This is a genomic window from Tildeniella sp. (assembly GCF_059505325.1).
On record NZ_JCACKI010000050.1, the window covers coordinates 209833 to 223760 of the forward strand.

Here is a 13928-nt window from a genome sequence, read left to right on the forward strand (position 1 = left end):
CAGACAGACGTTCTTGTCAGTGGCTAATTAGGTAATGTAACTGATGCAGGCATCACCAATTCCGCCAGCCGCCCACAACTTTTGCGTCTTTGCGCTGCTGCGTTGGGCGAGTTTGGAGCAGCGATTGATATTCTTGACTGCTTGCCCAGCGATCGATTTCGCGCGCCCGTAACACGGGTACCGGATGAGTCAGTTGTGCCGTCATTGCCTGCTTCAGCAGTTCGCCCAGTTGGTCGTTGCTGATGTCATCGTAGGCGCGTGCTTGCGTCAGAAACGCCTCCAAATTTAGCTGCCCCGAAAGAGTCGGCGAACCACCTGCCAGCTTCATGAGTACGGAACTCACCACTTTGGGATTTTGAATCGCCAGAAGAGCGGCTCGATCGCACGTAAATTCGGCACAGCGCACCCACTCTAAAATTTGTGCTTGCAAGCTTTGGGCGATCGCGCCCCCTAACGTGGGCAATTGCCCTGCTGCCAGCACAAGAATATTTGCCAGCGTCAGGTAAACCCCGTGTTCGCACTTGAGATGCCCCAATTCGTGGGCAATGACTGCCTGAATCTCTTCGGGAGTGAGCAAATCAAGCAGTGATGTATGCACCACAATAAAGGGTTGCTTGCCGCGCATCGCAAAGGTGTAGGCGTTGGGAACGGGGTGCTGCCGGATGTAAAGTTGGGGCGGTTCTAAATCCAGCACTTTGCAGGCATCCAGCAACAGCGTGTGCAAATCAGGCAACTGCTGCTCACCGACTAAAACGCTGGACGCGATATTTTCCAGGTAAAAAAACTGTTCGGCGATCGGTCCCAGCAAGTTCCGAATCACGACATCCAGACCGGGCAATTGCTTCAGGTTTGCCGTTGCCTCGAAGTCTAGGGGATGCCGAAAGTGATCGGCTCTTAAGCCAATCAGGGGTGTTTTGAGAAAAGACATGGTGTGCAAAGAAGACCAGGAATAGGGCGAGGAGCAACAGCTACCAGAGACAAGGCAAAGCTAGAAACCACCGTTGTGTACTGCTGATTGACATTCTAAGAGCAATACTGCTGTACGTCGTTCATCGACAGTATAGCGAGAACTGCTTCTACCTTGCGTCTGTGATCACGCTCTGATATCATGCTGTGCTTTCGCGCTCCGATATCATGCTGTGCTTTCGCACTGTGCAGCGCTGCGTCCCCCCCCATCAGGTCTTAACCTTGTTCGGTTACGGGAATAGCGATCGCTGTATCGGGCAGCAGCAGAGGATTCTCTACATCGACTCCAAACTGAGTTCGCTGTAGATTAGCTCCAAGTTTTTGCAGCTTGGCGGTCAAATTTTCGTAGCCGCGATCGAGATGATGCAAGCCCTGAACCGTTGTCTTACCATGAGCCGCTAGACCTGCCAATACCAGAGACGCAGACGCACGAAGATCGGTTGCAACCACAGGAGCACCGGACAACATGGGTACGCCACGGACGATCGCGTGAGTACCTTTGACACGGATGTCGGCTCCCATGCGGGTCAGCTCTGGCACGTGACCAAAACGGTTTTCAAAGACGGTTTCAGTCATCACGCTATCGCCGTCACTGAGAGTCAGCAATGCCATAAACGGTGCCTGCATATCGGTCGGAAATCCAGGATAGGGCAGCGTTTCAATATCGGTGGCAAGGTGACGCTGACCGGGAACAATGCGAAGGCGATTGGGCGCGTCTTCAATGACCTGTGCGCCGATCGCGTGGAGCTTGGCAATCACCGCTGTTAAATGGTCTGGCACTACTGGAGAGAGGCTGATTTCAGAGTGGGTGATCGCTCCGGCAACCAGAAAAGTGCCCGCTTCTACACGATCGGGGACAATGGCGTAGTCGGTAGTATGCAAGCTGGGTACACCCACGATCGTAATCGTATTGGTGCCCGCACCACGAATTTTGGCACCCATCGCCCGACAGAAATTAGCTAAATCGGCAACCTCTGGTTCTTGAGCGGCGTTTTCGATCGTCGTTTCGCCCTCTGCTAGAGTGGCTGCCATCATCAGCGTTTCAGTCGCCCCCACGCTGGGATAATCCAGATAAATTTTTGCGCCCTGAAGACGCTTCTTTCTGCCGCTCAGATAGGCATTCACGATGCCGTGATCAATTTGCACGTTTGCACCCATCGCTTGCAAACCGCGCACGTGCAGATCAACGGGTCGAGCACCGATCGCGCAGCCACCAGGCAAGGGAATTCTGGCAACGCCTAGACGAGCAAGGAGAGGACCAATGACAAAAAAGCTGGCGCGGAGTTGACTGACCAACTCGTACGGTGCTTTCGACTGAGCAATATGAGAGGCATTGACCAACAAGCTATCTCCCTGCCGCTCTAGTTTTACTCCCAGGGCGGAGAGAATTTCGCCCATGCGGGTCACATCCGCCAGAGCCGGAACATTGCGGATGCGGCAGTCTTGCGAGCAAAGCAGTGCTCCAGCCATGATGACGAGCGCCGAATTCTTAGCGCCGCTGATAGCAACATGACCGTGCAAAGAAGCACCGCCCACGATTTGCAGGACGGCTTTATCTTCTTCCGCTGAAGAATGTGTATTGGAGAGGCTAGTCGAGAGAGTAATTGGTCTGTCCTCCGATAAATATTGGGTGACGCATCAACGTGAAGCGTCAGTTTTGCAAGCCATAGTTTTTGAGGGCTTTAAAAAAACTGACATCGAAATCTTACCGGAAAGATGCAAAATGTACAGTTTTTCATCGCCAACGCGATCGCCCAACAGCTTTGGGGCATCACAGAAGTATGCTCTATTTCTGGTCAAAAGTGATTGACAGATGTCGCCAATTAATCGATGATTGTGAATCACGGCTGTCGCTGCACACGTGCGGAACTGGCGGAATTGGTAGACGCGCTAGATTCAGGTTCTAGTGTTCGCAAGGACTTCCGGGTTCAAGTCCCGGGTTCCGCATTTAGACTGAGCCAGATGGGAGAAACAACTTAAGTAGCCGAGGTATCACATTAGCTCCGTGCATCCCTCAGATTTGCTTATCTTTGTAACGATGTTTGTAACAAAATTTTAATTGATCAAACTTAAGTGCTGACCAGCCTTCAGAACCCTTTAGTAAAACAGATACGAAAACTTCATCAGACAAAGGAGCGGCGGCAGCAGCAGCTTTTTTTGCTAGAAGGTACCCACTTATTAGAAGCAGCACTGATCGCCGATCGCCCATTGGAAACCCTCTGCCATACGATCGCGTGGCAAACAAGGTATCCTTTGCTGTGGGAGCAGGCACAGCGTCTCTCACAGCGGATTGAACTCGTTAGCGCCGATGTACTACGCGCGATCGCCACGACGGTTGAACCGGACGGCGTTGTTGCCACTGTTGAACGTACATCCACGCCTGCTCCGGTCTTTGCTAGTCTTGGCTTGGTTTTAGAAACGGTGCAAGATCCCGGCAACTTGGGCACGATGATTCGCACGGCGGCGGCGGCGGGTGCCGATGGCTTGTTGCTCAGTGCTGACAGCGTTGATTTTGACCATCCCAAAGTGTTGCGATCGTCTGCCGGACAATGGTTTCAGCTACCAATGGCGGCGAGTTCTAATCTGCAAGCAGAGCTGACTCACTGTCAGCAACAGGGGATGCAGATCGTTGCCACTTTACCAGCCGCAACCTTGACGTACTGGGAGGTTGATTTGCGACAGCCAACGCTGATTCTCATGGGCAATGAGGGTGGAGGACTCTCGCCAGAGCTTGCGGCGATCGCCAATCGCCAAGTCACCATTCCCTTAAGTCCCGGCGTGGAGTCGTTGAATGTGGCGATCGCCGCAGCGCTCATTTTATACGAAGCCAAGCGGCAACGGGTGAGGAGTGAGGAGTGAGGAGTGAGGAGTAAGTGATTCTGCGCCATACTCCTGGCTGTTAGTTCTGATCGACTCCCCACTCCCGACTCCCTACTCCGACTCCCTACTCCGACTCCCTACTCCCCTCCCCATCCTGCTGCCGCTTCTGAATAAATTCCTCAATATCTGCCACTGCCTGCTCAAAGCTATTCAAGTCAAACTGCTCGGTGAGAGATGCATTGATGTTTCTCTGTTGGTTCGGCTCAGGTAGAGGTGGCGGTAAGGTCTGGTCAGCGGGTTGAAGCGTCTCTTGCAGTTGGTCAAGCGATTCTATAAACGCCCTAGCTGCTGCGTACCGTAGGTTTTGCTGACGCTGATTCATAAGTGCTGACTCCACAATCAAGGATCAAAAAACCGGACTGCTTGGGAGAGTGACGGGATGAACTGTCCGTTTGAACGTGAGAACTGAGTTTGTAAGCGGCGATCGACCGTAAGTGGCACTCTGGCTGAACGGTCAGTATTAAGGTTCCCAATTTAGAGTCGGGTTACGTCAAGCAACCAAATTAGCAACCCTCACAATAGCGTCAAGGGTTACTTGAGTCAGTTGCAAGTGGTCAGTTTCGCTAAATTAGCGCGATCGACCACTGCTTTTCGTTTTAGCTAGACTCCTCCATCTCGCGCAAAATCTGCTCCACTAGCGCTGGTTCTGCTGACGAGACTAATGTTGAGGGATAAACCGCCTGTCCCCACATGGGATGAATCACGATCGAGCAGCCGTCGCTACCAGCAATGCGATAGCCCAACGCGGCGTGTACAATTGCTACGTCATCTAACTTAAGCTCTCCAGGGCGAGCAAGCAGGGGTAAGCCAGTGCGAGGATCAAAGAGGGCAGCAGTATATCCCCTACGGTTGATCTGTACCGCGATCGCATAGCCAAGTTTGAGAAACCGCCGACGCAGTTTGCGTTTCTGCACTTCGGCAGTGGGCGATCGCTCTAACAAGTCGCAGTCACATGGTTGGAGCACAATCAGCATTGATCGCGCTGGGCATAACCAATCAGGTAGCAGTTTGTCCTGATAATGAGAGACAAACTGACTGGGTGGATGGACGGAGTATTGAGTTTGCGCCAGTTCGATAGCTCCATTCACACATTTTCGGGCGATCGTTTTCCCCATTTTACGCAGGAGTATGTGCCATGCAAGCGAGGACTTTAGTAGTGCCCTTCGTTACGACCTTTCTCCCAGACCAATACAGACGCTGGTCTCAGGGCAGTCTTTCGTAAAGCTTCTAAGAGGATGTTTTACAAGTTCTCCCATTCGTAGCAAAAACCTAGATCCCCCTTAATCCCCCTTAAAAAGGGGGAGTTCAAGGCTATTTCGGTTCTTACGCACTTTTGGTGAAGCTTCGGCAGACTGGAGATAGAGGAACATTTTTCAGGAGGGTATCCACTTCGTCCATCATCTCATCCGCCAACTTCTACCTAATTCAACGCATCTCAGCTTGGAGGAGGCTGTAGAAGCAAACACAGGGCGTATTACTCTCAATCTCACTTCAACCCAGCCCCATGCCGCTTGCCCAGTCTGTCAACAGTTGAGCCAGCGAGTTCATAGCTGCTATGAACGAAGATTGAGGGATCTGAACTGGGCTGAATGTTCAGTTACTTTGGAAATTACAGTTCGTAAACTGTTCTGCGACAATCAGAGCTGTCAACGTCGGATTTTCGGCGAACGCTTGCCTCAATTAACTGCACCTTGGTCGCGGCGCACCAATCGCATGACTCAACAAATCCAAGACACTGGAGTTGCTTTAGGGGGAACAGCCAGTGTAGAGCGAAGGAATTAGTGTCACAACCGAAGGAATAAATGTCACAACCGTCCTTCGCCTCAAAGTCCTACAGAATAAAGCTTTGAGGTTTTTTAGCGCTCAATTTTTCAAGAAAACCCAACCGAAGGATTATGTGTCATTTCGTGGGGCTACCGAAGAAATAAATGTCACTTCGTCAGTCATTGTTTGAAACCCTTGTCCTGGAACGATTTCATCGTTCTTCGGCGATCGCCGAAGAATTTCATGTCACTTTGTTGGCTTAAAAGCTGAAACCTTTACGTATTAACAGTTTCAAGTCTTACTAGGTTTACCGAAGGATTATGTGTCATATCGTGAGGCTACCGAAGAAATAAGTGTCACTTCGTTAGTTTAGAAGCTGAAACCTATACACATGAGTAGTTTCAAGCTCTACTAAATTTACCGAAGGATTACGTGTCATTTCGTTGGAGCAGTTTTCCTTCATCCTGCGGGGGCTTCACTGTTGCCGAAGGCGATCGCCTACCAACTATAGGAAAACTTCACTCAGAGATTATTGAATAGGTTGCTGTGTTCTTAGAAGCGACCCCTATAAGATCAGTGTAACTGCACGATGGCTATCCTCCTCAAGAGGCTCCCGGTAGAATATAAGGTATTAAGGAGATAAACTTGTTGTCCTCGTATGACTGCAACTGTCACACTGCAACTTCCAGATCCTATCTATCAGCGATTGGTCAATACGGCGACCGCAACAGGGCGATCGCTTGAAGCGGTCATGCTCCATGCCCTGAAAGTCGGTAGTCCTCCAGATTGGGAAGATGCACCCGATGAGTTTCAGGCAGATTTAGCCGCTCTTGACCGTTTGGAAGATGAGGCTCTATGGAAGGTTGCCACAGGTCACAAGACTGAGGAGGATATGGCACGGCATTTCGAGTTGTTGGAGCGCAACAAAGAACACACTCTTACCTCAGCAGAACAGGTGGAGTTGGCAGAACTGCGATCGTAGGCGGATCTTTTCATATTACGGAAAGCCCATGCTGCTGCTCTTTTACATTGGCGTGGTCATCGTGTTCCCCATTCCTGATCGCTTGTGTCTGCCTATATTCCTGAATCTTTAAAGACCCAAATTCGAGAGTGCGATCGCCATGGCTGCTGCTACTGCTTGACCAGCGAAGCCAATAGCGGTCTGCCAATGAGCTTTGACCACATTCACCCCCAGTCCAAAGGCGGGAACACTTCCTTTGAAAATGTTTGCTTGGCTTGTCGCTCCTGCAATGAGTACAAATCCGACTTGACCGAAGCCCAAGATCCGCTCACTGGGGAAATCGTTCCCTTGTTTAATCCGAGGGCACAGCAGTGGTCAGAATACTTCGCTTGGAGCTTGGATGCAACACGAGTGGAGGGGCAAACGCCAGTCGGACGAGCCATGATTGCTGCATTACGGATGAATAATCCGGTCATCTTGGCTACTCGTTCGCGTTGGGTGATCAGTGGTTGGCATCCTCCTACAATTCAGTGAAAGTTTTTTCCTGCCTGCCATCGACAAATTCACACACTCTACGACAACTCTCATCTGGTACTGCACCTGAGTACTCTGGAGAAGCCAAAGCAAGACCCACAGCGACAAAAATTCCTTGCTTGGGTTTCACAAGTAAGACCCAAATAAGAGAGGGCAGATGGGTTCGAAAGCGCTGAACCTGGGCTGAAGCAGGTACAATCAGTTCCAGATTGGCAATCTGTTGCGGGTGAACTGGAGTTGTAGGTTTCGCTGCTTCAGTTCACCTAATTGTGATTTGGAACAAGTGATGGGATGGAGCAATATGAATCAGCAGTTGCCCCAGTTCATTCATCATCTTGTCGATCGCTTGCAGTTGGTTGAGGGAATTGTGGCGATCGCGTTAGGTGGCTCAAGGGCAAGAGGCAACCATACACCCAAGTCAGATGTAGATCTGGGGCTTTATTACCAGCCAGAGAACCCGCCTGATCTCCTTGCTCTGAATCGCCTTGCCTCTGAACTAGATGACAGCCACCGTACAAACCTGATCACCCCAATCGGTGAGTGGGGAAAGTGGATTAATGGTGGGGGATGGCTCAAAGTGGAAGGCATTCCAGTCGATTTTCTCTATCGGGATGTGGCTCAGGTGAATCAGGTCATCAATGACTGCCATGCTGGAAAAATTGCGATTGACTACCAACCCGGACATCCTCACGGCTTCGTATCCTCGATCTATATGGGTGAAGTTGCCCTTTGCCTACCGCTTCACGATCCAAATGTCGTTTTGGAGTAATCTGGCATCTACACCACGAACCGCAGGTAGGAGTCTAGTATTATTTCTCCATACCAAAAGCTGCTTACGTTAGTAAGTTAGAATAACGCAAACACTAGCTGTCAGGAGAGCAATGTAAATTTATGTAGGTAAGAGCGGCTATCTGTAACAAAGCTAATAAGCCCTAGGGTCTTAACCAATTCGAGTTGGAAGTATCTATGGAATACTACTTCAATGAACTAGATGCAATAAAATTTCAAAGGCTAGTCAACAGTATTCTTGATGCCAAATTTGGCGTAGATACTCGTCTAACTCCTCTGTATGGTTCAGATGGAGGGAGAGATGCAGAGACTGCCCCACGAAATCCGTATTTTGAATACCAGGTAGATGATGTTAAACCGCCAGTTAATAGAGCTGTTGGGAAATAATTACAGGTTAGGTTGAGATTCTGACCTTCCTGGTTTGGAATGTCTTTCTCAGGCAGCCATCAAGTAGAAGTTCCATAAGCCAGCCGCAGTCAGCATCAAGTGATCATCAAACGCCTCAATCCGATTCCGATAAATGCTACTGACTGCGCCATAGCGCTTCACTCCAGCGAAGGCATGCTCACAGATCACCCGTGATTGGCTCAACGCTCGATTCTCAGCCTTCTGCTCCGCGCTCAGTTTCCCACCTCTCGGTTTCTTATGTGGGATGCGGATGTTGTCATACTGCTGGTGGACACTATACAATCACGAACTCTTTGTCGCGTTTCACGAATTCGTAATTGTACATCAGAAGGCGGCACTCGGATTTGAACCGAGGGTGAGGATTTTGCAGACCCTTGCCTTACCACTTGGCTATGCCGCCGAAACCGTGAATGATTTCTAGAAACTTGACTATACCAAATTTTATTCGCTACTGATCTATCAGAATGCTTCTGAATTGCTGTTCAAGGAAGCGTAATGAAGTGAAAGTACCTGTAGCAGCGCGATCGCCTTGTTTCGTTTTCAGCGCAGACTGGCACAAATGATTGGCGATTAAGCATAAAAGCAGTATCGATTTTTGGTCTTTAGCTTTCTCCTACCACGGGTTGCCGATCATGGTAAAGGCTGCCCAATAATACGGATGGGAGAGTTGACGATCGCGGACGGCAAGGCTAGCTGGTGGCAAGGGAATTCCTTCGCCTGCTTCAATACCTTGCAGACGACCATTTTGAAGGAAGACCCGTCCTTGTGCCATGTCGAGCTGTGCTTTTCGGAGTGCTTCGGCTTTGATGCGGGCAGTGCGGAGATCTTTGTAGAAGCCAGTCATAAGAGCGGTCGTGGCGGCATCGCTAACGTACCACAGGCTGGCAACGGCGGTTTTAACGCCTGTTTGCACTGCCAGACCGCCAAAGCCCAGTTCGGCTTCGCGATCGCCCAGAGCCGTGGCACAGGCGCTTAGCACAAGGAGTTCGATTTGTGGATCGTTCCAGCCGAGTTGACGGACTTGATCGAGCCGTAGTTTATCGTTCCAGAGTTGGATGTAGGAGTTGTCGATCGAACCAGGGGAAAAGTCAGCGTGAGTTGCCAGATGAATGATGCCAAAGGGCTGCTCTTGACGAAACGCTTTGAGGTTGGCGAGGGTGACGTTGTTGTTAAAGGCAAGCCGTCCAGACCAGAGTTGGTTTACCAGAAGGGACACTTCAACGGGTACAGATGGTAGGGGGGGCTGATCTTGAGTACTTTCTGAGATGCCTAGCCCCAACACCTTGACATCTCGAATATTGCGGTAGCGGGTGTCCGTGAGGTTCAGGCTGGGCATGACACCAATGCTGTATTTTTCGATGAGAAAGCCTTGACCATCGTTGAGCGCGGCAACGGGGAGCGATCGCAAGCCTGTATCTAGCAGAAACACCAGATTATCAATGCCTCTGGTTTGCAGATCAGCGGCGATCGGTGCGATCATCCACTGATAAAGCTGGCGGCTCATACCGAGATACGTTGTAGCGCGTGTCTTACGGGGATCTGAGATTTCAGTGCGGAACCGTTGCGCCAGCGGCAGCACGAGAGCGCGAGTTGCTTCTGGAATACGTTTACGAATGGCTTCACCGTTTGCGGTAACCACGACGAGTTCGAGTTGATCCGTGCTGCGTTGACTCGTCTGAGCGAAGCTTGTATCGACAGTATCATCCCGAAGTTGCTTGGTTTGGGTCACCGCTGCTTCGAGTGAGGCAGGCACAAAACTGACGTAAATGAAGGCAGGCTTGGCACCAGTATCTTTCTCAATGCGTTGAGCCACTTCTCTGGGTTCTTCGCGGGACTTCTCACGGGTATCTGCCAGCCCAAGATACGCCTCAAACGTGCGAGTGAAGCGATCGTCTGGAGTATCGGGTGCCAATTGAAAAGCAGGCAGCGGATTCCCGATCGGTTTCAGGTCTGTTCGAGAGCAGCTTGTTAACGCACAGAGATCTGGCACCGTGATGGTTTCTGGGGTTGGGTTGTTGACACCAGGATCCTGGACATTTACTTGCACCTGTACTGGATTGGAAGTCGAGACACCATCGGTAGCCCTGAGCGTAAAGGCATTGAGTAGTCCAATCGCGTCTGCTGGGGGTGTGTAGACAAGAACATCACCTGGGGTAAGGGTACTGCTGCCAGGAATGACGGGATTACCGTTGAGGGTTAACGTTGCACCAGGGGCGATCGACGCAATGGTGAGCACTGTCACATCCTGGTTGACATCTGCCACGCTAGGGGACAACGCGATGTAATCAATCGTAAACGGGACATTTCTAGTTGCTCCAGAGAGTGACGCATTAGCGCTCAGCGTCGGTGGTGTATTGAGAGCGGTAATGGTTATACCCGCCGTTGGCACCACTGTGATGTTATTCGCCTGCACGGGAAAACTACCGGACGCGATGACATTCGTGCCGCCCCGGTTAAGTGCGCCTGCTGTGCCGTTTGCGCTTGTGCTGCCAACAACAAACGGTAGGTTGTTAGGACCACCATCATGTTGAATGGCGATCGTGCCGCCTGTGTCTGACCCCTGAGTGGCGATCGTCGTACCCGCTAAAGAACCCTGCACCAGTCCAGTCGCAAGAACTTGCACATTGCCCCCATTGCCCGTGGCATTAGCAAGGTTTTCGATGCCGCGTGTATCGATACTGGTAAACGTGATGTCGCTACCAGGGACAGAGCCAGAAAGGAGACTAACGGCTCCGCCTTGATACGTCGGATTGCCCACTGCAAAAGTGGTGTTTGTAATAGCTGAGGCATTAATGGTGCCAGTCACAATGCTGCCTCCTGCTTGCAGCGTGACATTGCCGCCCTGAGCGCCGTACCCGTTACCACCCGCGTAGAATGAATTGATGTTGTTTGTGGTGATGCTACCGCCAGCCGTTAAGTTGACCGCTCCTCCGCTGAAAGTGCCGAAGCCAGCACCTGTGGATGAGGAGTCGATCGTGCCTGTTGTAATGCTGCCAGGAGCCGAGAGGATCACTGGACCGCCATTACCCACCGTACTGCTGGTAGTAATGTCGCCTGTCAAAATATTGCCAGCACTGGTACGCAAAATGAGCGCTCGACTGGTCGTCAGCAAGCCCGAATCGGGGTCGCCTGTGGCTGTGACATCATTGCCAGTAATGGTGATCGCTCCTGTAAACGTAATGTCTCCACCCGCTTGTACCTTGAGCGCAACACCTGTGTAAGCACCGTTCGTGAAGGCACCTGCGGCGGTGATAATTGGGTCATAAAGGCTCACAAACGTGCCTGCGCCACCAGACAGGTTCAGTACAAAAAGATTACCGCTACTGGTAAAGTGCGAATCGCCAGAAATTGCACCATCACTGATGAGGCTGAGGTCGCTGCCGCTTTGAAAGGGTGCCGTTTGCAGATGGTTGAGTGCCAGAATATCGATGCCTCGATCGCCCTGCACCGTCAGTTTTCCGCCCGCTTTTGCTGTAAACGGAGTGGCAACACTATCACGAATAAACACCGTATCCCGTGCCAGCAGGTTCAGGTCACCTGTCGTTTGCAGTTGGCTTTCAACCAGCGTCAGATTACGATTCGCTGCTAAGGTTGCGGTCTGAGCTGTAGCAGTGCGAACGACGACATCACCCGGTGCGATCGCCGTTGTCGAGCCAGTTAGCGAAACCGTACCATCAGGATTCACGCTCACCCCTGTCGCGTTGCCAAAATTGCCTCCAGTCAGCAGTTGAGGGAGGGAGGCGATCGGTAAACTCCAGGCGTTCGGTACGGCTGACTGCGTTGGCGCGATCGGCTGAACTTCCAGACTCAAAAGATTTCCGGGCTGGCTGAGTTTGACAAGGCTCCGACCAGGAACGGCAGCGACGACGAGCTGCCCCTCTGGTGCAGTGAGGGTACCCGTGCTGACGATCGTCCCACCCAGCAATCTCAGTGTTTGACCAGAGGCAACGGCAAGATTGCCAAAATTGACGATGCTGCCCGGTTGCGCGATCGTAAACGCAAACGTATCCGGTGTCCCTACTAGCGCCGCGTAGTCATTTGTCCCATCGGCGCTAAACCACCCGTTGCCGAACCCAATGCCATTAGCGGTTGTTGCCGTAAAGGAACCAGGAACATTCAAACTGGCGTTCGCACCAAACACAATACCTGCCGGATTGAGCAGAAACAGGTTGGCGTTGCTACCTGTCACCTGAAGCCGTCCATTGATGATGGAAGCCTCGCCGCCCACCACTCGTCCCAAAATGTTCTGAATTTGGGGATTCGCCAAAAAATTAGCGGTTTCATTGGCAGACAGCCCAAACCGCTGGAAGCTTTGGAACAAATTTGCACCTGCCTGAGTGCCGCCGCTAATGTCATAACGGTTGCCGCTAAGAGTCACGCTGGTATTGGTGCCGTCAGGGGCTGCGGTGACTGACTGGGCGCGGGCAGGAGCCGTTGCCATGATGCCCAGCAGCGGTAAGGATGCCAGGAATGAACTAACGAGGGTGGGGAGTGGGGAGTGGGGAGTGGGGAGTAGGGAGTGGGGAGTGGGGAATAGGCTTCGACGTGAGCTTCGACGTGAGCGCTCAGCCGAACAGCGCTCAGCCGAACGGGAGTAGGGAGTGGGAAGTGGGGGTAAGGATGCCAGGAGTGATCCCATTCTGCTGACTAAAGGGGGTTTGACCGGAGTTGAAACGGGCTTGCGACGCAGAAAGAAGCGTCCTTCAGGAAAGCAAACTTCGATCGCAAACTGATCTGCCAAGCCTCGACGTTGGAGTGCCTGAGCGATCGCCGTGCGCGATCGCAGCACTTGCTCCAGCCGCCACTGCTGAGAAGCACTGCCAGTATGGTTACGGTAGTAGTAAAGTGGTTGCCTGACCCGATGCACCTCAGTGACTTCAGACAAGCGCAGGCATAAGTCGTAATCTTCTACGTAGTCTGAGCTGCTGCTGATACCGCCCACCTGCTCAAAGATCGATCGCCGCAGCAGGCGAAAGTGAAAGGTCATGAAATCCAGCAGCAGTCGTTCTTTAGAGTAAGGAATGCGACACCGCTGTCCATAGTGCATGACCGCACCCTGCTCGTCAATATCCAGGTAATCGGTGTACACCATCCCTGCTTGCGGCTGCTCGTTCAGAATGCGAACCGTTTGCTCAAGCGCTGTTGGAGCCAGCAGATCATCGCTATCGACCCAACCAAGATAGGCTCCGGTCGTGTGGGCGATCGCTGCCTGGAGTGCTGCGACCCGTCCTCGATGGGCTGCGGCAACGACACGCACCCGTGGGTCGCGTGCTGCATAGCGATCGATGATCGCCACCGATCGATCATCAGAACCGTCATCCCAAACCAGCAGCTCAAAGTCAGTAAACGTCTGTTGCAGCACACTCTCGATCGCAGCACCCAGAAACCGCTCCCGGTTGTACGTCGTCATCACAAGCGAAATCAGAGGTGACATAGTGTGCCTTCACGCATAAGGTCTGATCATTCATCGCAGTGAGTCCTAGACAAAGCCCTCGACAGTTCAGAAGGTGATTTAGTCCTCAGAAATTAAATCTAAACTGTAATGTGCTCATCCTGAAGGATGGGATAAATCTTGACAAAGGTTTGCTTGCACAAGGCTCACGCTGATCGACTGGCTTGCTGAAGA

Annotated in this window: 12 protein-coding genes and 2 tRNA genes; 7 read left to right on the plus strand and 7 right to left on the minus strand. The window is 51.8% G+C overall.

The genetic code is table 11. From position 1 onward, the window contains the following. Positions 1 to 52 precede the first annotated feature (52 nt). Positions 53 to 928: a M48 family metallopeptidase gene (locus tag AC5JO6_RS17350; protein ID WP_496082317.1), complete on the minus strand. Its 876-nt coding sequence runs from the start codon at positions 926 to 928 to the stop codon at positions 53 to 55. Between the two features lie 254 nt (positions 929 to 1182). Beyond that, positions 1183 to 2571, minus strand: a complete 1389-nt coding sequence (gene murA / locus AC5JO6_RS17355; RefSeq protein WP_496082442.1) for a UDP-N-acetylglucosamine 1-carboxyvinyltransferase — start codon at positions 2569 to 2571, stop codon at positions 1183 to 1185. A 258-nt stretch (positions 2572 to 2829) separates the two neighbouring features. Between murA and AC5JO6_RS17360 the strand changes: the two genes are divergently transcribed. Together AC5JO6_RS17360 and AC5JO6_RS17365 are read left to right on the plus strand one after the other, a co-directional pair. Beyond that, positions 2830 to 2913 (plus strand) — tRNA-Leu (locus AC5JO6_RS17360). Positions 2914 to 3039: 126 nt separating this feature from the next. Beyond that, positions 3040 to 3825, plus strand: a complete 786-nt coding sequence (locus tag AC5JO6_RS17365) for a TrmH family RNA methyltransferase (protein WP_496082318.1) — start codon at positions 3040 to 3042, stop codon at positions 3823 to 3825. An 85-nt stretch (positions 3826 to 3910) separates the two neighbouring features. Here AC5JO6_RS17365 and AC5JO6_RS17370 read toward each other — a convergent pair whose 3' ends face one another. Beyond that, the gene (locus AC5JO6_RS17370) at positions 3911 to 4168 is read right to left on the minus strand and encodes a hypothetical protein (RefSeq protein WP_496082319.1); all 258 of its coding nucleotides are present in this window, start codon (positions 4166 to 4168) and stop codon (positions 3911 to 3913) included. A gap of 274 nt (positions 4169 to 4442) precedes the next feature. Then, positions 4443 to 4934 (minus strand): methylmalonic aciduria and homocystinuria type D protein, encoded by a 492-nt coding sequence (locus AC5JO6_RS17375; RefSeq protein ID WP_496082320.1) that lies wholly within the window; start codon positions 4932 to 4934, stop codon positions 4443 to 4445. A gap of 352 nt (positions 4935 to 5286) precedes the next feature. On the opposite strand from AC5JO6_RS17375, the gene AC5JO6_RS17380 reads away from it, so the two are divergent. The 5 genes from AC5JO6_RS17380 to AC5JO6_RS17400 all read left to right on the plus strand — a co-directional run bounded on the left by AC5JO6_RS17380 (position 5287) and on the right by AC5JO6_RS17400 (position 8281). Continuing rightward, positions 5287 to 5628 carry a transposase family protein gene (locus AC5JO6_RS17380; RefSeq protein WP_496082321.1) on the plus strand — a complete coding sequence of 114 codons (342 nt, stop codon included), beginning with the start codon at positions 5287 to 5289 and terminating at the stop codon, positions 5626 to 5628. A gap of 640 nt (positions 5629 to 6268) precedes the next feature. Further along, complete coding sequence (locus tag AC5JO6_RS17385) at positions 6269 to 6592, plus strand: hypothetical protein (protein WP_496082322.1); 324 nt, start codon at positions 6269 to 6271, stop codon at positions 6590 to 6592. 84 nt (positions 6593 to 6676) lie between these two features. Then, a complete protein-coding gene (locus AC5JO6_RS17390) occupies positions 6677 to 7105 on the plus strand; it encodes an HNH endonuclease (protein ID WP_496082323.1) in 429 nt (142 codons plus the stop codon). A 286-nt stretch (positions 7106 to 7391) separates the two neighbouring features. Then, on the plus strand, positions 7392 to 7874 hold the full coding sequence (locus tag AC5JO6_RS17395; RefSeq protein ID WP_496082324.1) for a nucleotidyltransferase domain-containing protein: 483 nt from the start codon (positions 7392 to 7394) through the stop codon (positions 7872 to 7874). A gap of 197 nt (positions 7875 to 8071) precedes the next feature. After that, positions 8072 to 8281 carry a hypothetical protein gene (locus AC5JO6_RS17400; protein ID WP_496082325.1) on the plus strand — a complete coding sequence of 70 codons (210 nt, stop codon included), beginning with the start codon at positions 8072 to 8074 and terminating at the stop codon, positions 8279 to 8281. Between the two features lie 48 nt (positions 8282 to 8329). Here the strand turns inward: AC5JO6_RS17400 and AC5JO6_RS17405 are convergent, their stop codons facing one another. The 3 genes from AC5JO6_RS17405 to AC5JO6_RS17415 form a co-directional block, all read right to left on the minus strand. Further along, positions 8330 to 8584: a transposase family protein gene (locus AC5JO6_RS17405; protein WP_496082326.1), complete on the minus strand. Its 255-nt coding sequence runs from the start codon at positions 8582 to 8584 to the stop codon at positions 8330 to 8332. 47 nt (positions 8585 to 8631) lie between these two features. After that, a tRNA-Cys gene (locus AC5JO6_RS17410) sits at positions 8632 to 8702 on the minus strand. Between the two features lie 213 nt (positions 8703 to 8915). Beyond that, positions 8916 to 13736, minus strand: a complete 4821-nt coding sequence (locus AC5JO6_RS17415) for a CHAT domain-containing protein (protein WP_496082327.1) — start codon at positions 13734 to 13736, stop codon at positions 8916 to 8918. Between the last annotated feature and the right edge of the window lie 192 nt (positions 13737 to 13928).